A 23398-nucleotide genomic window follows, 5' to 3' on the forward strand; every position below is an offset into this window, starting at 1 on the left:
TTGAATATGAATCCTATATATAACCTTTTTATCACTCCAATTTACTTATTACTTATCTATTTTGTAATAGCACCTTATTTTGCTGAAAAATGGACAAATAAATACACTCGCAAATATTTCTGGAGGGGTTTACAAGTAAAATTATTTGGTGCAATTGTATTTTGTGGAATTTATCAGTTTTATTACGGAGGAGGTGACACCACTGTTTATTTTAAGCAAGGAAGTGTTATAGTAGATGCTTTTTTAAAATCTCCCAAAATTGGATTTGAAGTTTTCACATATAATAATCAATATTTTAGTGGAGAGTCTATCCAATATTTAAGCAAAATTTCATACAAAAGTGGCTCTAGCACATGGACTGTTACAAAAATAACTGGTTTAATTAATTTATTAACTTTTAAAAGTTTTTATTCAACTGCTTTATTTTTTAGTCTTTGGTCATTTTTAGGATCTTGGAAATTAGTTCAATTATTTACATCTCAGTATAAAAGACATTACAAATATGTTTGCTGTGCTATACTCTTTATTCCATCATGTATATTTTGGAGTAGTGGAATAATAAAAGAAGCAATTACTACTGGAGGAATTGGTTTCTTTACTTATTATTTTGCTAAAATTATCTTTCATAAAGAGTTTACACCAAAGAATATCAGTATTTTATTTATCTGCTTTTATTTGATAAAATTAGTAAAAGGTGCTACAATATTTATGTTATTTCCCTGCTTAGGTTTTTGGGCCTTCTTATTTTATTATAGCCGACTTAATACTTTATTAAGATATAGTAGTACAACAATAATTGTTCTATCAATTCCATTAATTCTCTTTTTTTTAGTTCCAAAAATGGATGAATATGTAGAGAACAATGAAGAGTTTATCGCTGCTCAAAGTACTATTTCTGGTTTTCAAAGTGACCATGGAGGGAAATGGAGAGAAGCTAGAGGTGGGCATGGTGGAGGAAAAGCATCTACTTATCATTTATCTTCTGCGGGTGATCTATCATTATTAGGAATGATGAAATCTTTTCCTGAAGCTATACATTTTACTCTCTTTCGTCCTTTTCCTTGGGAGACTACCAAAGTAGTACAACTTATGGGTGCAGGTGAAAGCTTTGCATTTCTTCTTATTACATTATACATTTTTCTTAAAGTAGGTATATGGAAGACATTAAAACAAACAGTAAAAGACCCTAATTTAGGTTTCCTTCTTAGCTATGCTTTACTTTTTGGTTTTATTGCAGGCTATATCTCTTTTAATTACGGTGTATTAGGGCGCTTTAAAACACCAATGATGCCTTTTTATACCTTATTTCTTGTAATTCATTATCAATACTCAATCAAAAAAACATCAAGAAAGAGAATCAATAATTTCAAGGTAAGTCGACGACGTTGATTGAATGGAGTAATTCTCCACTACATTTATTCGGGCCTTAGTTCCTATTTTTCTTCGTAAATCGGCATCAACAATTAATTTTTCTAAAAAAGTATACCATTCTTCTTGCGAGTTAACTAAGAAGCCTGAAATTCCATTCTCAATAACTCTATAATTTGCTCCAATTGCTGTAGCTACTGTTGGTAGACCTAATGCCATATATTGTAGTGCTTTTAAACCACTTTTTCCTAAAACCCATTCTTCATTAGGTAAAGGATAAACACCTATATCTATTTTCTGTAACTCTTCTACTTCTGTTAATTCATCCCAATCTTGTGCTTCAATAGTCAAACCTGGAATTTGAAAACTTGCATCACCTATAACTTTTATTTTAATGTTGTACTTTTTACTGAGAGATTTCAAAACATCTTCTAAAAGATATAAATATTTTGAGGTAGAATGTGACCCACTCCAACCAATAACAATAGTTTTTGTATTGGAATATTCATTTTTAATTGTATAATTTTCAGTATTAATAGTTGAAGATATATCTGTAGTTTTTCTATTATATTTCCGTACAAACTCATCCAATTTTGGAGTACATGTTATAACATGATCTGAATTCTTCATCAAGTACAACATTTTTTTTGTCCCTTTTAATTCTTGAAAAAGGCGATTTGCTGAACTGGAATGACCAAGAAAAACCATATCATCTATATCATATATCACTTTTGATGATAATTTTCTTACTAAATACTCAAATATTGGAAATCCAAAAGGGGTTACCCATAAATGGATATAAATAATGTCATATTCTTTCAATCGAAAAAGGTCAAATATTCTTCGAATATAACCTTTCAGTGTAAACAATATTTTTTTAGCAAATGAGCCTTTTTTATATATAATTTTCCAGAAATCTTCATCAATAAATGAACTGGTTTCTATTTTATAACCAGACTTTTCAATAGATGTATAATATTGTTCATATTTCAATCTTTGACTAGGTGCACACCCAATAGGATAAGGTGATAGAAATAATATTTTTTTCATAAATTATTATATATCGCTAAATATTTTTTGATTCCATTTTCTAAATTAAAATATTCAATAGCACCTTCACGTATTTTTTCTTTATCAAAAATGCTATTGCTAGATAATATTTCATCAATTACTTCATCAAAAGAAGAAATATCAAAGTTATCAATTAGAAAACCCGAATTATATTTATTTATTACAAAATCAGTATCTCCAACGTTACTATTACAAATTACTGGTATACCCATCGACATAAGTTCCCCCTGTTTTGTTGGCGATGATGATTTTTTAGAAAATGCCGGTTTAATAAAAAATATTGAATAATCCCAAGTACTGGTTTTTTGTACAATATCCTCTCGTTCCGATTCTTCAATAAGGATATTTGATAGTGGAATATTTTTATCTTTACATTTCGATAAAATTAAATTAGGATCATCTTTCGTTAAAAAATGAAAAATAGAATTAGGTTGTTTTCTCAATAAACGTAAATAAAAATCCAACATTTCATCTAATAAATACCAAGTTCCTATGGAACCTAGATATCCTAATACAAATGTTTTATGTGTAGTATTTTTAATTGTAAAAAGAGTAGTATCAGCACAACAAGGTATTACCACCGTTTTAGAGAAGTCTTTAGATTTATTCCATTCATTAATAACTTGTAAGCCATTATTAGTCAATGAAATATTAATATCAGAATATCGCAAAAATTCCTTTTCTTTCTTTTTAAAATAAGCATACACTAGTCTAAAAATAGGATTTGACAACTTCCAAATATTTCCATCTACTCTCTCATCGGCCCAAAATCCTCTCATATCAAAAAGAAACTTAACACCTAATTTTTTTTTCATTTCTAACCCAATTAGCGCAGAAATATAGCTACGGCAATGAACAAGTCTAAACTGCTTTTCTTGATGTAGCTTAAAGGCTAACTTTTTCAAACGTTGAACATCAATAACTGTAGAAACAATAGGTGGATTCTTCGTGTAATTTAAGGGATACCAATCTATTCCTATCTTTTTAACAATTTTCTGAATATATGCCTTCTTATCTTTCCTCTCTTCTTTTTCAAAAGAAATTAAAGTAATACTGTAACCATTTTGAGATAAGCCCTTAAGATAAGGGAGCACTTGAGATTGACCTAAAGGGTCTGTCATCCCATCGTAGGAAATGTAAAGTGTATTTTTCAAAAAATTAACTGTTTTAATATACCTAATGTTCTTTTTTCTAAAACCTGATAAGGTCGAACTTTAATACTTTTCCATAAGTACTTTAATGAAGTAAATTTATCTTTTTTAGTTAAAGCGATATGTAATGCTATATATGAATAGGCTCCAGCTTCTATTGCCTTAATATATTGACCATAAACAGACCTGAACTTCTTATCCGATTTTATATATTTTAAAAAAAGTAATTTACGCTCTATTAATTTCTCTTTAGAAAAGTTTAAAACACTTCTATCATCATGAAATACTAAAGTTGAAGTAACAGTATTTGAATATAATATTTCTTGTCTTGCAGCAATTCTTAGCCATAATTCATAATCTTCAGAACCTGCTAGTTTCCGATCCTCAACAAACTGGTTGTCACTAAAAATGTCACTACTTAAAAAAACTCCATGACAACTCATGAAATTACCTTTTGTAAGTAACAATTTATTTATAGATTCATTTACTCTTAAATTTGGTATTTTGGAACCATCTTCTTTAGTAAATTCATACTGTTGAAAAAATATGTTTGGGTTATTCTTAATTATAAAATGATAAGCAACTTCTAGATGATTTGTGTATAATAAATCGTCTGAATCTAAAAAATAAATGTATTCTCCTTTGGCTATTTTAGCACCATAATTCCTTGCGGCTCCTCGTTCCGCGTTTCTTTTCTTATAGTATTGTAATCTATGATCTTGAATTGTATGAATAATTTCTTCAGTGTTATCTGTACTTCCATCATCAACAACAACTATTTCAAAATTAGTATAAGTCTGGTTTGTAACACTTTGTATCGTTTTTTTTATGAAATTTGCTCTGTTATAAGTTGGAATTATAATTGAGAATAAAATATTATTCATATAAGGAATTAAGTTTTTCAAAAAATAAATTTAGACTGAAATATGCTTTCACATCAATTATCCCATTTGTTATGATAGTTTTTTGTAATTTATTATTTCGTAAATAATTTTTCATTGCATTATAAATTGCATCTGAATCACAAAAAGGGACTACTAAAGCATTTTGTTTATCTTTTATAAACTCAGGCGCTATACCTGATAAAGTAAAAATAGAAGGTATCCCTGCAGCTAATGCCTCTACATATGTTTGCCCAAAAGCTTCAATTTCTTTATTAATTGGAGTATGAATATAAAAATCAAAACATTTATAAAGAGCAAATAAATTATTTTCAAAAGCTATTTCAACATATGAACCTTCATCTAATTTACTCTTTAATAAATTTTGAATTGTATTTTTATCTTGACCTGAAGTGTTTGCTAATACCAGTAAAAAATTAGGGTTTTCTTGTCTTAACTTTTTAAATGCTTCAATAATATATATATGTCCTTTTAATTTTAAATACCTTGCAATTACTCCTATCACTATTGAATCATGAGGTATATCATATTTCTTTTTTAATAAAGTAACGTCTTTTTCATTTACTTTAGTAAATGCATCTAAATCAAAGCCATGATGTATTAAGTTTATTTTTTCTTTTGAACACCCCTCTTCTAGTAATACCTCTTTTACATTTTGTGAAATTGCTACAACATCTGTTGCTAAATAGTTACATAATTTATCATATTTAACAGATTTTGGATAAAGGTCTTTATTAAAAGTTGAGCTATGCCTTGTATAAATTCTCTTTCTTATTCTTAATAACCAAGCGGAAACTAACCCTAAAAAATTAGCATCTCTTAGATGTGTATGAACTACTTTAGGTCTAATCCTAAATAATAAAATCAAAATTTTGAGAAATAATAAAGGGTAATCCTTTTTACTCATTAAAGTAAGACTATAACATCGTACATTATTTCTTAATAAATAATTATCTAAATAACCTTTTCTTTTATTCAAAATGATAAATGAAATATCATTAGAAAATTTCTCAGCAATAAGTTCAAAAGCAATAGCCTTATCTATGTCTGAAATTATATATAAAATCATATCTTTTCTAAATGAACAGGATATACATCGTATAAATTATAATAATTAATTTTAAAATAATTTAAAATAATTTGATATTTTTTAATTTCTTCATCTAAAAAAAAGCCTTTCCAACTAGATAATTGTATTTTCTCACCTAAAATAATTTTATTATCTTTTACTGTTCTACTATTCTTTCTAAAATCAAATGTATCAATTTTACTTTGATTGATGCATTTCCATTCAGCGTTAATAAAATTAAATGTTTTAATCGGATTTAAAAATAACTCTTCATATGATATAAGTAACCAATTACCTGATTTACTCAAATTTTTATTATGAATACACCAAACTAGGAACAGAAAAATTTTTTGATCGTGAATAAAATCAATTATACTTTGTTCAATTTTATATTCGGAACATAGTATTTTAAGAGAATATTGTAAATCGATATCATCCCAAGATCCATGTTCAATTTGTGATTTCACAACTGCGAGTGGGTGTCTTACAAAATAAATTGGCTTATATTTAAAGTCAATACTATTGACTAACCAAGGAAGAAGATTGTTCCCTCGACAAAATTTTATAATTGTATGGGTGTATTTTTTTATTTCAAACGTTGATGTATATGGCAATAGTATAGGATTTTTATACTTTAATGAAAACAAATTCTTCAATTGATATAGCTCTGTTTCATAATTTTCGTATTTATTTATTGAAGGTCTTATTGAAGTCAATTTATCACTTATATTTTTAAACCTTTTCTTTCTTAGAGGTTCCCAAATTAAACAGTGTTCATCTAGCAAAAAATAAAGTGTTTCAGCAAGCCAAGTACTTCCTCCTCTTGGATCTGAAAATATAAGTTTAGATTTTTTATAATCAATTTTATTATTAATATATAAAGAATAATAAATAGAAAAAACTTTTTGTTTAAGCCTTAATAATAAATTTCTCATTTGTTTAATTTTATTAATAATTGATTTTGATCTAAAAATATGTTTTTATTTTTTTTATGTTGAAATCATTTTACACTGAAAATACAGGGTTTTTAAAAAGCCTTTTCTAGTACCAGAAAATATTTATCTAAACATATAGCTAAAAATCAAACTCATTGGAATTAATTAAAATGTAATGCTATTTACATAACAACTTATTTGATCACAAGAATAATATTTATTTCATAATAATACTTTAATAAATCCTTATAATTGGTCGGTAGATATTTAGGTTATTTTTTTAAACATTTTATTTATTTGAATCTCTCTAGAATATTCATCCAAACAAATATTTTTATTTATTTTATTATTTTTCCAATCTATATATTTTTTATTTAAAAAACACAATCCTTCATTAACTGATGATGTTGCAATACCTAATTTATTATTCATAACGATTTCATGAATTACATCATTATCAGTTGGTGCTATTAAAATGCTTCTTCTTAGACCTACATAATCAAAAATTTTCCCAGAATACACACCTTTATAATCTTCCCAAGCAGGATAAAATAATATAGATGATTTAGCTCCAATTTCTAGACATTCTTCCCTACTGATCCTATTGGTAAAGTAACAAATATTTAATTCATCAATGTTATTTAGTATTTTGTCTTTCATTTGTGGAATTGCTAATAAGCCAATAAAGTTTATTTTTACATTTTGTTTATTCTTTACAAATTCATTTATTATATCACAAAATAATAATATATTCTGTTTTGGATAAATTGTACCAAGTACTGAAATTTGAAAACAATTAGTATCAATTTCTTTATCTACATATTTATCAAAAATAGATTTTTCAAATCCATTCAATATCAGTTCTTTTTTCTCAATTGGGTATGATGAAAAGAAATCTAAAAACTGTTTATTTACAGCAAAAATTTGATCAAAATTATGTATTTCTTTTTTATAAAATCTCTTTATAAAAAAGTGTTCAATTTTTGATTTGAAATTAATATTATTATTCTTATTTAAAATAATATGGTTTTGAAAATCTCTAATATCTAGCAATAATTTTGCATTTAATTTTGTGTTAATTTGTAATGCAGTCTTTAAAAGATTTACAGGAGGAATTGATACTAATATATAATCAATTTTTTCTTCAATAAAATCTAATCCATCAACAAAGTTTGATGTAGAAGTATATACACCAAATTCATTATTAATAAGATTTCTTATACTAAGAAGATAACTATTTTTGTTTTTTTTGATTTGCTGTGGTACTCTTATTATTTTAAATTGTTTGTTAACAACTTCAACTGTTATTTGTTTTTTTTCAGATTCAATACTACAAATCTCATCCCAAGTCATACTATTTTTTTTATAATATCTTGTTATAAGATAAACATTGTGGTTTTTATCTGTTAAACCTTTAATATATGCTTCAACTCTATTTACAGTTATAGAGTTTAACGGTTTAAAGTAATAACTTAATATTAAAAAATTCATACAATTTCTTTTTTTATAACTGCTGGGTTTCCGGCTAATAAAGTATTTCCTCTATAAGCCCCTCTTAAAACAACACTTCCACCTGCTATTGTACAATTTTCTCCAATCTCAGCACCAGATAGTATTAATGAATTAGCACCAATCCAAACATTGGAATTAATAATTATTATTTTACCATTATAAATTCTTCGATCTTTTAAACCATGATTTTCAGTATTAATCAGTACATTTGGAGCTATAATAACATTTTTCTTTATAACTAATTTTGACCTTTTAGAAGCTGCAAAATAACAACCACTCGACACTGTTAAACTAATATTTGAAGAGTCATGTATTTCCATAAATTTATATCCTCTTATTTTATTGGTATAGTGAACAGAAAATGGAACTTCACTATTAATCCTAAATATTCTTTGAAAAAGAAAATTCACCAATAATAAACCTATTGGAATATGTATATAATGTGGCCTTTTTAATATCTTAGTGTAATATATTTTCAATAATCCTGTCATATATGAAATACCTTTATTGTTTTATAATTATTTTTATAGTTTTTAAATCCTATGGTCAAGATAGAAAAGCAGATTCACTATTTCTAATTGATTTAATAAATGTAAATCAAGATCACACATTAAATTGGGATATCAATACCCCAATTGATAATTGGAGTGGTATTACATTAAAAAATAATAGATTATCGAATCTTTATGTTAATAATAAAAATTTATATGTAATTCCATCTTCAATCTCAAATAGCAATGAGTTAGTCAATTTTCAATGTTACAATAATAACATTACACAACTGCCTAATGAAATTACGAAATTAAGTTTACTGCGAGATTTAACCATTTATGGAAATAATATAACTAAACTACCCGAAGAAATTGACAAACTTATAAACCTAAGATATTTAAATGCTCAATGGAATCAGATAAATTATATACCATTAAGTTTTAATAAATTACCAAATATATATAGGTTAGTAATTCACTCAAATAATTTAGGTTATTCTGCATTGGAATTAATACCAAGGTTTATTAATCGAGCAACAATTAATCCTCAAAATAAACTAAATAACGATATTACAATTTACTATGAAAACTCTGTCGAATTAATAGTTAATGATTCTTCAGTAAACAACACTTATACTTGGTATAAAAACAATAGTCCGATAGGAAATTCTAATGTAAGAAAATTAACTACCAATGAAAATGGCCTTTTCTATTGTATTATTACCAACTCAGATCCGTTTCTTAGTGACCTTCCTACTGTAACATCTGGTAACTATGAGATTACTAATGCCGGTCCCTTCTGGTCCGACTCAACTGCCCTTGCTATATTAAGGGACACAAATATAGGAAATAATTTAGGTTGGCCAACAACAAATCCAACTAGAGTTAAAGATTGGGCAGGAGTAACACATTCGGGAGATTTAGCAGATAGAGTTACCTCTGTGGTTATTGACAATAAAGAGATGTATACTCTTCCTGCAGAAATGGCCACAATGGATGGCTTAACAGCACTTGAAATTCAGAACAACAAATTAGTTTTTGCAGATTTAGCCAACCTTGGTAGTCTTGCTCCTACTACTTTCACTTATGCTCCCCAAGCTGAATTAGGGGAAGAACGCTCTATTGGTTTTTCGTTAGGAAATACCGTAACTATGACGGTAGATTCTGCTGCACATGCTAACGACACTTACCAGTGGTTCAATGAAAACGGGGCCATTGCTGGAGCAATTTCAAATACGTATTCAGCTGCTGCTGTAGGTTCTTATTACTGTGAGGTTAAAAACTCATTATTTCCTGACCTTACTTTAAAGCAAGCCACTACTTTTATCTACGATCAAGATGCTTATAATAATGATGAACGCATTTTAAAAGAATTATATACTTCCAACTCTGGAAATTCTTTGGGTTGGGACCTCTCTAAACAGATGGACACATGGAATGGTGTCACCTTAAGAGGTGGGCGTGTCTATGAGTTAGCCTTGAACGGAAAGATACTTTCCACTTTGCCTGCCGATTTTGGACAATTGACGGAACTTTCTACTTTAAATTTATCAAATAATAGTTTTTCTTCTTTACCCATTCTATCTACATTAAGTAAGTTGACTTCTTTTCAATTAGGGAATAATCTGTTTGCTTCCATTCCTGCAACGGTAACTGATTTAACGCAATTAGAAGTCTTAGCGTTAAACAACAATCAGATCACTTTAGTAGAAAGTAGTATCTCAAACTTAACAAATCTAACTGATTTATCCATTCAAGAGAACTTTCTAACTTTTGAAGATATTGAGCTATTGCCTCAAACAAGTAATAGTAGAACATATAGCCCACAAGGCACAGCTGGTGCGCCTCAATATGTTGGCACTTCTGGGTATATATATATTGTCGTGGACCAAACTATAGATCCTACATTAAGAGATGTAAATACCTATCAATGGTATTATGAAGGAGTCGCAATCCCGAATTCAAACAATGACTCTTTATTTATTAATAATCAATTTGGGGAATTTTACACCAAAATTAATAATCCAACAATTACAGACCTCACTTTAAAAACAGCATCTATTTTTGTCTCACCAGATAAAGTGGACGAACAAGATTCTCTAGTCCTTGTAGCCTTAAAAAATATAGATCTCAATCCAAATAACACTTTAAATTGGCCAAACACTTCTCCTGTTGGATCTTGGGAAGGTATTCAGGTAGATGGTGAGAATGCAAGAATTACAACCCTCGATATATGGAATAAAAATATTGATGCGTTACCTTCTTCCTTTACTTCGTTAACTGCATTAGAAAATGCTAATATTTCTGCCAACAACCTTATTGCCTTACCCAATGATATGGATGCTTTAACGAATTTAAGTTATATCAATATCTCCAATAACCATTTATCTTTTGCTGAAATGGATAAAATTGTGCTTAACGAGAGTAATGGAAGAGTGAACTTTGTGTATGGCAATCAAAAAAGTATTGGTGAAGAAGGAACGACTGTCACTTTAGAAAATGGGTTTAATTTTTTAGCTATTCCCGAAGAAGACCGCACTACCAACGACTTTTATCAATGGTATAGAAATGGCAGTATCATTGATGGAGAAAATGAAGAATCTTTAAGAGTCAATAACACTGGAGAATACAACTATACCATCTCCAATGAACGCTATACTACTATATTATTAACCTCTTATAGTATTACTGTAGATGGTAATGTAACCAGTATTGGTAATGAGATTGGAGGAACATTAAAATTATATCCTAACCCTACAGCAAATCGTTTCACATTAGAAATCTCTAATGCTGTTCGTATTATTGACGTAAAAGTGTATGATGTCGTTGGAAATATTTACTTGAACATTTACAATACATCCTCTTTGCACAAATGGTCAATTAACCTTGAAGGTAAACCTATTGGCATTTACCTTGTTTGGGTAAAAACGGACAAAGGAGAAGTAACCATGAAGGTGTTTAAAAAGTAGTTTTTCTCATTCACCTAAAAACCCATGAATTAATTCGTGGATTTTTAAGTGAACTTTCTTTTTCAACAAATGGTCTAGCTTTATTTTACATCATTTGCACAGCTAAAAAAAATGAAGACTGTTACTATTACAATTCAATAATACGATCACATTCCTCTAATGTACTCAAACGGTGAGCAATAATTATAATGGTTAAATCTGTATGCGATAGCTTATTAATCGACGCAGTAATTTCTTTTTCCGTTTCATTGTCTAAAGCTGAAGTCGCTTCATCAAAGAATAAAATTTCTGCATCAAAATATAAAGCCCTTGCAATACCTACGCGTTGTCTTTGACCTCCAGATAGTTTTGTACCGTTCTCTCCTATCCTTGTATCTACTCCATTTGTGAGTTTATTGGCCGTTTCCCATAAACTTGCTCTTTTTAAAACTCGTTCTAACTTGGTGTAATCAATTTCTGATTGTTCACAACCAAAAGCAACATTTTCTGCTAAAGTTGCATCTATTATATAAACCGATTGCTGTACATACCCTACCTTATGGTAAAAATCATCTTCGTATTCTTCTCCAAAAACTTGTTCATCAATTTTATACTTACCTTTGGTTACACGTAAAAAACCTAAGAGAATGTTCATGATGGTAGTTTTCCCTGAGCCTGAAGCTCCAATTAAACCTAACGTTTCTCCTTTTTTAATAAGCAAAGAGAAATCTTCTAAAATAAAATCATTAGGGGTATCTGGATAGGCGTAGCTAATATTTTCAAGCACTAGTTTGTCTTTAAAAACAACTTCTTTTTGTGCTTTTCTAGTATATTTTTGTTCTTGAGCTAATGGTTTTAACACCTCAAATGTCCATTTAAACTGATTTAAGCCATTAAGGTAAGTCACCATTCTGTTTAAAGAAGGCATTATTCTAAAACCAGCTACTGCAAAAACACCTAACAATTGTAGTAATTCCGTACGAGATCCTAAAGAATAGACACCATAAATGTTCATTACTAAAATAGCCATCATTAATGAAGTTTCTATGACTCTTGTTGGGGCTAAGTTATAAATATTTGATTTTACATTAATAGCCACCATTTTAGCTACATTTACATTAATTTCATTACGAAATGCATCCTCAGATCCAGAAATTAGTACATCAGTAAAACCGAATATTGATTGAAATATATTTTGATTTAAAGATGGTTCTACTTGTCTTCGAATTAAACCCATTTCAATAGTCTTTGATCTTACATATCTATAAAAAACCACAAAAATAGGTGCTGCTGTAAATAACAACAAGCCAATAACTTTAATGTCATAAATCGTGATTCCAATTAAAATTGTGAATAAAATAAGTAATTCATTTATTAAATTTAAAGATCCTAGAAATTGTTGATTAGCAAAATTTTGCGTAGTAATATTTATATTTCTTACTAGAATGTTTGAATTTTCTTCCTTAAAAAAAGTAAAGCCTTTTTTATAATATATTTGATGCAATCGTTTTGCAAAATCACTGTACAACCCTAATGCAAACTCACTTTGGTATTTGGTTATTAATAAACCTGCAATATTTTTTGTCAATATCACTAAAAATAGCAAAGAAGTAAGGAGAATAATTAGTTGTTTATCATCTGTTAAATGAAAAGTATTGAACAACCATTCTGCCCATTCGTATTTCTCCACCATATTATCTTCCAATAACACTGCAAATACAGGAAGCATAGCACTTAACCCAATCAACTCAAAACCAGAATTTATAAAAAGCAATACACTTACACCCATCGCTTTTATCTTTTGGTCTTTCGGTAAGATAGAACGAATGAATTGTATGGTCTGAAAAAGAATTTTCATTTAAAAAAAATCGTTTGTTAATTTATTGGTGCGAAATTAAGGAATTAAGTTGAGAATGTGGCAATGGGGTTACAATACATTGGGGATTTGTGTGAAGAGTAGAATGAAACATGTGTATTCAAATCGTTCATGTAATTTGGAAATCTAAATTGAGTTACTAGATCAAGAATTTATGACTACACCAAAAAACCACATATTGATTCTTGTTTGTTGAATGGATAGCTTTTCACTTTCTATCCTATTTTTACTTATAAGCTCAAAAATTACGATATTGTAACTATGTTCAACGTATACGTAATATTGTGATTGTAGAAAGCGAGTTCAAAATTAGTAGTAGAAAAAAGAAGATCTACTCTTTTGAGGATATAGGGATACATTGGGAAAATGACTTTGATATAGTAAATATTATTAATGAATCTACCGCTCCCATTACCATTGTAGAATATATTATTAAGCTGTATAATTTCTCTACAAAAGATTACGACAAATTCTTTAATATAAAGTATACAACCTATAAGGATAGCAAGAATAAAAATGAAAAAGCAAATCATCATATTTTATCAAACGCTATTGCATTAAAAGAAATCCACGACTTAGGTGTTAATACTTTCGGTGATAAAGAGAAATTCATGCATTGGTTAGGCAAGAAAAACATTGCTATGGGTGGCACTTCAGCAAAGGAAATTCTACATACAGATAGCGGTAGAAATATTGTGCTAGCAACACTACATAGCATTGAGTACGGAATGTTTGCCTAGATGAGAGTATATAGAATTGAAAAAAAAAGAACTTGTTAGTTCTACATTAGAGGGTATTGATTCTGCAAAAATTGGAGGAAGATGGAACAATAAAGATGTTTATATGTGCTATGCTTCTCAATACTGGTCATTAGCACTGTTAGAAGTGGCTGTTCACTTAGACATAAACAATGAATTACCTACAGACAAGGTAATTGTTGAAATAGGTATACCAGATGAATTAGTTGTTCAAAAAATTTCGAAGCAACAGTTAGATAATTTCTCAAATACATGGCATTCTCTTCCTCCATAAGAAGACAGTAAATATTTTGGTAGTCAGTTAAAATTTCACAAAAAGAGACAGTGGCTTATATGGTACCTTCTGTCATTGTTCTTGATGAATTTAATGTAATAATTGACCCCAATCATACAGATATTAAAAAGGTCAAAGTCATTGGGTATAAAGCAATAGGTATTAATCAACGGTTGATTTAACGCCTTTGTTATACCAACAATATTTCATTGGTAATTTTCCAAATAAAACTTTTCAATCTCATCAAAATTCTTAATCCATTTAGACGGTGGGTTGGGATTCACTTTTTTAGATGCCGAGACTTTAGTTAGTGGTTTCTCTTTTAACCCAACAAAAACTCTTATTTGGTTTACAACTTCTTGATAATTTCCAAAGAGTGCTTCATAATTTGTTTCAAAAATATCTGCATTATGTGTTCCAATACTCGACTTAAAATGACTTTCTACACTTAGAAATTCTTTCATATAATTCTCTACCTCTTCTTTACAAAGAAAAAACTGTTTACGATTTTGTTCTTGGTTTTCAAAAGTTTGAAAAATTCTATCTTGTTTTGCTTTTAGCATTGATGCCATTAGCTCAAATTTATTTATTCTATCCAAATAAATAAATTTCACAGATTGTTTTAGCAAATAAGATAATACATATGGGTAGGCTTCCAGTTGTTCAAATACTATTTTAAACACTCTCTTTTTAGAGGTTGATAGAGGTATCTCTTTCTTGAAAAATTTTCGAATTAGATATTGTAAAGGAAAATTAAAACGGTTTCTTGAAAAAATGTTTCGATTAAAAATAAAACCTAAGAGTTTATATTTGAATTTAGATTTTAAGAATAAATTAAAAGAGTCATCATAAGGATTCCCTTTATTAAAAACCTCAGATTCAGCAATTATATCATCATAGTAACCAATAGATTCTAATAAATGAGAAGACCCTGTTCTCCCAGGAGAAACTATAACAAAATCATATTTACAGCGTGTCTTCAAAGCTTAAAATTCTTTTATAAGTTGAAAAACATAACAAAACACACTCAATAAATGAGTTGATGAATAATAACAAAATAAATGTGTTGATCATTTTATAGATTACTAGAATAATAAGGCAGATAATAAGTCCAATTTTACTGTAAACCTCAACTTTAAATGTCTTAGTAACTTCACCACAAGCATTCAAAAAAATTTCTAATAAATGATTCAGTGGTTTAAATAATAACAACAATGAAAATAAAGAGAACAATACACCACTTTCTCTCCAGTGCTCTCCAAAAAACAGTACAAAAAGATTTTCACCATATACAAATAAACTTATGGAAAGCACCATTGAAATAAGAAACACAGTTATGGCCGCTCTTTTTAATAACAAAAGGAGTTTACCTGTTTCATTTTTTAGGTGCGAAAAATGAGAATACATTACTTGGCTATAAACACTTATCATATTGTTTGATAATTGTTTTTCTATTGACCTTGATTTGATGTAACCACCAAAAATAGCTTCTGACTGAAATGTTTTCACAACTAACACATCCGCTTCAGCTAATATCAATCGAATAATTTTTGTAATAGAGCGTGTTTTTGAAAACCTAAAAAAAGGGCTAATCTCTTTGATCGAAAATGAAAGACTCGGTTTCCAAGAGGAATGAAAAAACAAGAGTACATTATTGAGAAAATATTTCAAGAAAAAGGATGCAATTAACGCTATAACACCTAATCCACTCTTGGCTAAGAATACTCCTGTTACAGAGGCAAATAAAGAACTGATTAAATTGGCTACACTAATTGCTTTAAAATTTAAATGTAAAGAGGTATGTAAAACCACTCCTCTACTCATTCCAGCAAACAAAAAAGTACTACCCAATAGCAAAATTAAATTTAAGTTTAGTGCTATTACCCCATTTTCTTTTAATAAAAAACAAAGAGCAAAAAAGGAAAGAAAGCATACTCCACCTAAAAAAAACATAAACCAATAGGCTGAAGAAAGTACTTTATTTGTGCAGTTACCTTTCTGAATGATCGCTTCATTGATACTCAAATCTTGAAAAATACTAAATATAGAAATAATAGCGACTAGCAAACCAAAATCGCCATAATCCTCAGGTAATAAATACCTTGTCATTACTATCGAAAGACCAAATGTAAGTACTTGTACAGCTAATTTAGACCCAAATTCCCACGATAAATTCTTGATTAATAACGACGGCATAATTTATTATAAATAGAAATTGATTGTCTAAACAAAACAAACTTCTAAAATGAAATGAATATTATTCAAATATGCTTTAAATTTGCAGACAATACAAAATAGAAAAATGAATAAATCTACATATATAACAAAAGAAGGCATGGAAGGCTTACAACAAGATGTGTTGGAGCTTTGGGAAGAACGTAAAATTGTTACGCAAGCTGTGAGTGATGCTGCTGCTATGGGCGACCGTTCTGAAAATGCTGAATATATTTACGGAAAAAAGAAATTACGTGAAATTGATGGGCGTTTAACATACCTACGCCGTAGAATTGCTAATGTTAAAATCTTTGATCAAAAAATTGATGAGAATGTGGCAATGTTTAGTGCTTATGTTTCTTTTAAAGATCAAGGGGGGAATACAATGACTTTACGTCTTGTTGGACCTGATGAAGCAGACATAAAAAAACAAACTATTAGTATTGCTTCACCTATTGGAAAAGCTTTATTAAATAAAAAAATTGGTGATACTGTAGATGTCATCACTCCTGCCGGAAAAAAGAATTTCACTATTCAAAAGGTGAAATACTAAAATACTTCTAAACGACTTTATCTTATAGTTCATCATTCCTTTTCTATTAAGGCTGGAATTTGAAATAAGGAAAAATTAGGTGATTATTTTCTAGTCTAATCAAAACCAAATTGAAGAACATCACCATAAGTACGTGATGAAATTCTAAAGATGAGTAGACGGAAAAAGAAAGGCTAAAAATTCCTATTTTAATTGTTCAACTATCTAATTATTCCTTCTATAGATAGTTAAAGGTTAAAAAGAAGCTTTTGATAAAGTCGTTTTCAGCAATATTGCATATATTTATAGGGTAATCAGCATAAAGTATTTGTAATATCTTTTTGACTACAAAGGGTCATCACAAACTTCTTTTAGAACTTCTCATTTTTTAATAACATGAAATTGAAGCGAAACATACAGCATATATTATTTCTTCTTATTGTTTTAACATCAACAGGTGCTAATGCACAAGAATTGTATGTTCTCCATGTGAATGGAAATATAGTAAACACTACAAATAATACCAATTTAGCTGTTGGTGATGTCATTACGAAGAGTACTTCTTTAAATTTTGCATCCAACGATTCTAAAGCGATTGTAATTGGTACTGAATCTGGGAAAATGTTATTGGATGGCAGCAAAATTACGGCTACTCCTGATGGTGAATTTATGAGTTTGGTAACCGATGTGCTATTCCCGGTAAATTCAAACAAACAAATGAGTACTCGTAGTGTTACTTTTGATACAATTCATCATGTATCAGATTATTTTAATGGTGCTCCCTATGTATTTATTGCTGATTCTATAATTTTAGAAATTGATTCTATTAAATATAAATTAGACGATGAAAAAATGATGGCTATCCGTTTTAGCGACGGTGATAATGTTTACAACAGATGGATTCCAAACTATGGGAATAATCAGGTGATAATAATGCCTGATTCTTTGTTTAAAGGAGCTGTTACAGAAAAAATTGAAGTTGTAGATTTATATTATGTAATTAAAGCTACTAGAGATGTAAAACCTATTGGAAGTTTTATTCCTGTTTTTATAAATCAGCATAAATTAAAAGAAGAATTGCTTTCTTTAAAAACCTTCCTTAATAACAATACAAAGACGCCTGAACAGGAAGTTGAAAGAGAGTTGTACCAATATATTTTAGATATCTACGGAAAAACAGATTACCGAATCTTTAAAAATTGGGTGGTACAAGAAGGTATTATTTGATTTATAACCTATCGTAATACTAAGAGCAAACTACCTACTGAAAAGTATTCTACTCTCAACTTTTTAAACTTATACTACACATGGCTTCTAATAAACTAAAGGATCGCCTAATATTTAGAATGCAGAAGAACAAACCATTAATGTGGGGAATTTCTTCTTTTCATGCATTAATAATGATGGTTGGCTTAATGTTTTACATGTCAATTGTTTATGTAATGCCCGATGAAATAATGCTGATTGAGCTACTTTCGGCCACAAGAAATGCATTATTTAAGGCTGAGATAAAACCTAAAGCAGACCGTTTCCTTTTTGTGAACTGTTCTTGGGAGAAAGACTTAACTGCTAAAGTAGATACCAATGGCTTTGTAATTGGCAATGTTGATATCACTAACAGAAAATCAATCACAAAATTTGTCAATACGCTAAATCAAGATCCTGACAACCACGAATACTTGCTTGTCGATATTCGTTTTTATGACAAATCTGAAGACGATAGTTTAATGGAAGCCGCTTTTGCTAATTCCAAAAACACCATTGTTTCCTACCACAAAGGAGCCGATAATGCTCCAAAATATCCTGTAGTAAAAGTACCATTAGGCTTGTCAGATTTACAAGTTCAGGAGCTTAATCACGAAGAAACCGTCACGCTAAAATACCACCTCATTCAAGGAGATTCTTTAAAATCAACTCCTTTAATTATGGCGGAAAATATATACGGAGAGAAAATTCAAAAAGGTTTTCTGTTTAATAAATTTAGAGGTAACTATATGCTGAATAGTTATATTTTAGATTACCCAATTCGTACTTACGACTTGTTTGTAAAGAACACCTACCCTTACTTACAGATGCATGAATTAATAAACATGCCTCCGTTTTTAATTAAGAAATTTACAAAAGATAAAATTATCGTATTAGGTGATTTTGAAGATCGAGATATTCATAAAACGATTTATGGTTTTATGCCTGGACCTTTAATTCTTACCAATGCATTTATCACTTTAGAAAGAGGTTATAACAAAATCACTTGGGGCTTCTTCCTTTTCATTTTTATCTGTTTTACTTATATCTCTCATAAGGCACTTACATTTAGAGACCCTGTTACTGTATTTATTAATAAATTCTTTGATTCCGATCACTTTATAGTTGAACTTATTCAAGATTCAGTATTCTATTTGGTCTACTTTGGTGTAATGTCAATCGTCTCGTACTTAACTTTCAACATACATTTAACTGTATTAATTCTCTCATTTTACATGTATGCTTTAGAACAAGGATTATTGTTTTACAAAGGTTGGTTAGAAGACAAAGAAAAAGAAGACTTAGAGAAAGATACAGTAGAAGAAAACATTACCTAATTCTTAAAAAGTAATGTTTATCATCCATTTGTAAATGATCTTAATAGTAAATTGAAAAAAATTATAACAAATAATAAACTATGCACACTGAATTTAAAAAAGTAGCAATGATTGCCCATGATGGCAAAAAAGCAGATATGGTAGGTTTCTTTAAAGACCACATGGATGTTTTAGAAAACATGGCAATTGTTGCTACAGGTACTACAGGTAGTCACTTACAAAAAGCAGGATTAGAGGTTGACTGCAAGTTATCAGGACCAAAAGGTGGTGATGCTCAAATTGCTGCTCTAGTTGCTGAAGGTGATGTTGATGCAGTATTTTTCTTCAGAGATCCACTAGGAAAACACCCACACGAACCAGACGTTCAAATGCTTATGCGTGTTTGTGATTTATATGATGTGCCTTTAGCTACTAATCCATCTTCTGGAGGATTATTAATGATGGGTATTAGAGATATCCTTAAAAAATAATTAGACGTAAAATTTTAGGTCAAAAAAAGAGGTTAAACTTTAAATAGTTTAACCTCTTTTTTTTGTGTCATAGCTTATTGTTGTTGCCAAACAATTTTTCTATTCTTACTATCTAAGTTTAAAATTATTCTCAATGGGTTTGGAATAATTACTAAACGTGTAGGTTTATTTTCTAAATCATCTACTTCTACTGGTACACCTTGAGCATGGTTTGCATCAAATTGTGCACCCAACTCATTATCACCAACTTTCACATATTCTTGAGCAATATAGCTTAATGGCGAAAGTACATCTGTATCTACTGAAAAATCTTCGTGAACATCACCAATAATATCTTCTAGTGCCTCTCCATGCTCATCGATAAAATCATCTTCAAGATCATGTAATTCATCTTCGATATCATCATAAGACTCGTCTTCGTACGATAATCCATTTAATTGAATTCTTTTTTCAATAATAGAAATAAGTGCTTTGTCGATTGCTGTTGTATCCATATTTTAAATTATCGAGGAATCCTCGGGTTAATTGTCTGATTCTAATTAAAGTAGCGTTTTCTGCTATTTTGAACAATAAATATAAGTATTGACATTGAATTTTAAAAGATGAATTTACTCTTCTCGCTGTAACATCAATGTTGTTAAGAATAAATTAAAAATATCTTGAAGTACTTCAATCAATACCTACTTAAGTTATACAGTATAAAATTTAGCTTTTGATTACTAATTGATAAGTATCCAAAGAGATTTGTCGCATGTGTACTTTAGACAAATCAATACCAAGTTCTTTCACTGTATCTTCTGTATGATTTTTTATGGTAATTAATTCTAGGTCTTCTATCACTTCAATTTTAAATTTATCATCAAAAAGTTTTTTAATTTTTTCGATTTTAGATAAATCATTGTTCGTACAAATTGATAAAGACAGTGCACTATTTTTCATCAAATTAATTTTGATATTCAAACGAGATAGTTCACTAAAAACAAGACCTAAATCACCTTTACTTACATTTAAAAAGTCTTTTTCGCAAAAACGAATAATTGCTTGGTTCGTTTTAAAAATAATGGACGATTTTGACGGGTAATCTTCAAAATCTCCAATTACAGTACCTTCATCAGCAGGGTTGATAAAAGAATTAACGTAAAGAGGAATATTTTTTAAAGCGAGTGGTCTAATGGTTTTCGGATGTATTACAGATGCACCGTAATACGTCAGTTCAGCAGCATATTTATAAGGTAACTTTTTAAATAATGATACCTCTTCTACCCTTCTTGGGTCGCTACTCATTATACCTGGAACATCTTTCCAGATACATACTTTTTCTGCATCTAAGCAATACCCAAAAATTGCAGCTGTAAAATCAGAACCTTCCCTGCCTAATGTTGTGGTTTTATTATTAATGGTTCCTCCTATAAAACCTTGCGTTACAACCACATTATTTTGAATAAGGTCTTTAACGTCTGAATTTATCAATCTACTTGTCCAATTCCAATCTACATTTCCCTCTCTAAAATTATCATCGGTTTGAATGTAAATACGGGAATCTAAGAAGTGAGTATCTATTTTTTCTTGATTAAGATAGGCAGAAATAATATGTGTTGAGAGCAGTTCTCCATAACATACCACTTGATCGTATAATTCATCCTCAGAGGATACTCTTAACGATAGCCTAATTTCAAGATCATATACTAATTTTTCAATTTGAGTAAAAATACTCGCCTTTTCATTTTCAAAAAGATCTTTAGCAATAGCTGTATGGTATGTTTTAAGTTGTTCTAAATGTTTCTTAGGGTCATTTCCTTTTAAGAAATCAACAACAATTTTTTCCATTAAGTTTGTTGTCTTTCCCATTGCAGATACAACAACAACTAACTCTTTCTGTTCGGAAAAATCCTTAATAATATTTTTGACATTTCGAACAGCGTCTGCATCTTTTACAGAAGCTCCACCAAATTTAAATACCTGCATTATTAACTGATTCTGAGTAAAATAAAATTACAGCAAAGTGCAAGGTTTATTTACCAAGCTCTTTGCTGTAATTTAAGGACTTTCCTATAAAGAAACACTCAAAATTGAGCATTAAATCTATGTAAGTACTACGACATAATTATATAACACTAATTCATGTTATTTTTTCTGAAGACAGCCTTTAAATAGCACCACTATTAACACGCTTTTATGCTTTGAACTAACATAAAAGAATTAATTATGATTTACTTTTTGGCTAAGCACTTAGTAGAAAAATTAATTCGATATTAGAATTTAATTTTTTCGATTGCGGCTTTAGGATCTTCCGCACCAAAAACATAACTACCTGCAACAAGTACAGTAGCACCAGCTTCAGCAAGTTTTTCAGCATTAGAGGCATCTACACCACCATCAATCTGTATTAAAACATCTGCACCAGCCTTGTCAATCATTGCCTTTAAATCTCTTACTTTTTGATAAGTAGAAGGAATAAATTTTTGACCACCAAATCCTGGGTTTACTGACATTAAACATACATAGTCAATATCATTTAATAAATATTCAAGACAATCTAAAGAAGTATGAGGGTTTAATGCAACACCTGCTTTTAAACCTAACTCTTTAATATTCTGAATAGATCTGTGTAAGTGAGGACAAGCTTCTGCATGAACAGAGATCATGTCTGCACCCGCTTTCTTAAAAGCCTCCAAATAACGATCTGGTTGTTCGATCATTAAGTGTACATCCATTGGCTTTTTTGCGTGCTTTTTAATTGCAGCACAAACCGGAAGTCCAAAAGAGATATTTGGTACAAACATACCGTCCATAATATCAATGTGGAACCAATCTGCCTTGCTTTCATTAATAAGTTCAGCGTCTCTTTGCAAGTTAGCAAAATCAGCTGCTAAAACTGAGGGTGCGATTATTGTTTTCATGTCTCGGAAGAAACTCTTTTAAATAATTTATTTTCAATGTAAAAATTGACACACATATTGCCAATATTGAAAATCGCTCAAATTTAATAGAAAATAATTTTATCGGAATAAAATTGACAAGAATTATAGAAAACTTTAGTGATGTTTAATTTCTCTTCTAATTTCGATTTTTGATACAGCAGTTTTCCTACTTATTTTTCAAGATAGAATGTTAATAGTTTTTGTAAAAAACACCAATTGCATTACCAAAGGGAGAGCCACTTTTCCCTAAAGTGAAACATGAGTCTACACAATATTTACAACAACGACCCAATTAAAGTATTAACACCTAAATATCAATGATTT

General features: G+C 29.3%; 21 protein-coding genes. 8 read left to right on the forward strand and 13 right to left on the reverse strand.

Annotation, left to right across the window (positions count from 1 at the left end):
* The first annotated feature begins 6 nt into the window (after window positions 1-6).
* On the forward strand, window positions 7-1389 hold the full coding sequence (locus tag KM029_RS03935) for a hypothetical protein (RefSeq protein WP_144075476.1): 1383 nt from the start codon (window positions 7-9) through the stop codon (window positions 1387-1389).
* Here the strand turns inward: KM029_RS03935 and KM029_RS03940 are convergent.
* From KM029_RS03940 to KM029_RS03970, 7 genes are all read right to left on the reverse strand, one after another.
* Window positions 1345-2418, reverse strand: coding sequence for a glycosyltransferase family 4 protein (locus tag KM029_RS03940; protein ID WP_144075477.1), 1074 nt, complete (start codon window positions 2416-2418; stop codon window positions 1345-1347). The two genes, KM029_RS03935 and KM029_RS03940, sit on opposite strands and share 45 nt — an antisense overlap.
* Complete coding sequence (locus KM029_RS03945; RefSeq protein WP_144075478.1) at window positions 2415-3593, reverse strand: glycosyltransferase; 1179 nt, start codon at window positions 3591-3593, stop codon at window positions 2415-2417. Before KM029_RS03945 ends, KM029_RS03940 begins: the two co-directional genes overlap by 4 nt.
* On the reverse strand, window positions 3590-4474 hold the full coding sequence (locus tag KM029_RS03950) for a glycosyltransferase family 2 protein (protein WP_144075479.1): 885 nt from the start codon (window positions 4472-4474) through the stop codon (window positions 3590-3592). The genes KM029_RS03945 and KM029_RS03950 overlap by 4 nt, the downstream gene beginning before the upstream one ends.
* Entirely contained in the window at window positions 4467-5561 is a 1095-nt protein-coding gene (locus KM029_RS03955; protein ID WP_144075480.1) for a glycosyltransferase family 4 protein, read from the reverse strand. The genes KM029_RS03950 and KM029_RS03955 overlap by 8 nt, the downstream gene beginning before the upstream one ends.
* Entirely contained in the window at window positions 5558-6496 is a 939-nt protein-coding gene (locus tag KM029_RS03960; protein ID WP_144075481.1) for a sulfotransferase domain-containing protein, read from the reverse strand. The genes KM029_RS03955 and KM029_RS03960 overlap by 4 nt, the downstream gene beginning before the upstream one ends.
* A gap of 267 nt (window positions 6497-6763) precedes the next feature.
* Window positions 6764-7987: a glycosyltransferase family 4 protein gene (locus tag KM029_RS03965; protein ID WP_144075482.1), complete on the reverse strand. Its 1224-nt coding sequence runs from the start codon at window positions 7985-7987 to the stop codon at window positions 6764-6766.
* Complete coding sequence (locus tag KM029_RS03970; protein WP_144075483.1) at window positions 7984-8499, reverse strand: LbetaH domain-containing protein; 516 nt, start codon at window positions 8497-8499, stop codon at window positions 7984-7986. The genes KM029_RS03965 and KM029_RS03970 overlap by 4 nt, the downstream gene beginning before the upstream one ends.
* 2 nt (window positions 8500-8501) lie before the next feature.
* Here KM029_RS03970 and KM029_RS03975 point away from each other — a divergent pair, with 2 nt between their 5' ends.
* Entirely contained in the window at window positions 8502-11468 is a 2967-nt protein-coding gene (locus KM029_RS03975; RefSeq protein ID WP_144075484.1) for a T9SS type A sorting domain-containing protein, read from the forward strand.
* Window positions 11469-11595: 127 nt separating this feature from the next.
* On the opposite strand, the gene KM029_RS03980 is transcribed toward KM029_RS03975, so the two are convergent.
* Window positions 11596-13305, reverse strand: a complete 1710-nt coding sequence (locus tag KM029_RS03980; protein ID WP_144075485.1) for an ABC transporter ATP-binding protein — start codon at window positions 13303-13305, stop codon at window positions 11596-11598.
* Window positions 13306-13607: 302 nt separating this feature from the next.
* On the opposite strand from KM029_RS03980, the gene KM029_RS03985 reads away from it, so the two are divergent.
* The gene (locus KM029_RS03985) at window positions 13608-14063 is read left to right on the forward strand and encodes an MbcA/ParS/Xre antitoxin family protein (RefSeq protein WP_144075486.1); all 456 of its coding nucleotides are present in this window, start codon (window positions 13608-13610) and stop codon (window positions 14061-14063) included.
* A 16-nt stretch (window positions 14064-14079) separates the two neighbouring features.
* Entirely contained in the window at window positions 14080-14355 is a 276-nt protein-coding gene (locus KM029_RS03990; RefSeq protein ID WP_158631150.1) for an RES family NAD+ phosphorylase, read from the forward strand.
* Window positions 14356-14561: 206 nt separating this feature from the next.
* On the opposite strand, the gene KM029_RS03995 is transcribed toward KM029_RS03990, so the two are convergent.
* Window positions 14562-15338, reverse strand: coding sequence for a sulfotransferase domain-containing protein (locus tag KM029_RS03995; RefSeq protein WP_144075488.1), 777 nt, complete (start codon window positions 15336-15338; stop codon window positions 14562-14564).
* Window positions 15322-16551 carry an oligosaccharide flippase family protein gene (locus KM029_RS04000; RefSeq protein WP_144075489.1) on the reverse strand — a complete coding sequence of 410 codons (1230 nt, stop codon included), beginning with the start codon at window positions 16549-16551 and terminating at the stop codon, window positions 15322-15324. Before KM029_RS04000 ends, KM029_RS03995 begins: the two co-directional genes overlap by 17 nt.
* Before the next feature lie 106 nt (window positions 16552-16657).
* Between KM029_RS04000 and KM029_RS04005 the strand changes: the two genes are divergently transcribed.
* From KM029_RS04005 to KM029_RS04020, 4 genes are all read left to right on the forward strand, one after another.
* Window positions 16658-17122: a GreA/GreB family elongation factor gene (locus KM029_RS04005; RefSeq protein ID WP_144075490.1), complete on the forward strand. Its 465-nt coding sequence runs from the start codon at window positions 16658-16660 to the stop codon at window positions 17120-17122.
* Between the two features lie 375 nt (window positions 17123-17497).
* A complete protein-coding gene (locus KM029_RS04010; RefSeq protein ID WP_144075491.1) occupies window positions 17498-18328 on the forward strand; it encodes a hypothetical protein in 831 nt (276 codons plus the stop codon).
* 80 nt (window positions 18329-18408) lie between these two features.
* The gene (locus tag KM029_RS04015; RefSeq protein WP_144075492.1) at window positions 18409-19683 is read left to right on the forward strand and encodes a CHASE2 domain-containing protein; all 1275 of its coding nucleotides are present in this window, start codon (window positions 18409-18411) and stop codon (window positions 19681-19683) included.
* Window positions 19684-19763: 80 nt separating this feature from the next.
* Window positions 19764-20153 (forward strand): methylglyoxal synthase, encoded by a 390-nt coding sequence (locus KM029_RS04020; protein ID WP_144075493.1) that lies wholly within the window; start codon window positions 19764-19766, stop codon window positions 20151-20153.
* Between the two features lie 74 nt (window positions 20154-20227).
* Here the strand turns inward: KM029_RS04020 and KM029_RS04025 are convergent, their stop codons facing one another.
* The 3 genes from KM029_RS04025 to rpe all read right to left on the reverse strand — a co-directional run bounded on the left by KM029_RS04025 (window position 20228) and on the right by rpe (window position 23053).
* Window positions 20228-20647, reverse strand: coding sequence for a hypothetical protein (locus KM029_RS04025; RefSeq protein WP_144075494.1), 420 nt, complete (start codon window positions 20645-20647; stop codon window positions 20228-20230).
* A gap of 211 nt (window positions 20648-20858) precedes the next feature.
* Complete coding sequence (locus KM029_RS04030) at window positions 20859-22118, reverse strand: aspartate kinase (protein ID WP_144075495.1); 1260 nt, start codon at window positions 22116-22118, stop codon at window positions 20859-20861.
* A 287-nt stretch (window positions 22119-22405) separates the two neighbouring features.
* On the reverse strand, window positions 22406-23053 hold the full coding sequence (gene rpe, locus KM029_RS04035; RefSeq protein ID WP_144075496.1) for a ribulose-phosphate 3-epimerase: 648 nt from the start codon (window positions 23051-23053) through the stop codon (window positions 22406-22408).
* Window positions 23054-23398 lie beyond the last annotated feature (345 nt).

Origin of the sequence: Flammeovirga kamogawensis (genome assembly GCF_018736065.1) — a bacterium.
In the GTDB taxonomy this organism is placed as follows: Bacteria; Bacteroidota; Bacteroidia; order Cytophagales; family Flammeovirgaceae; genus Flammeovirga; species Flammeovirga kamogawensis.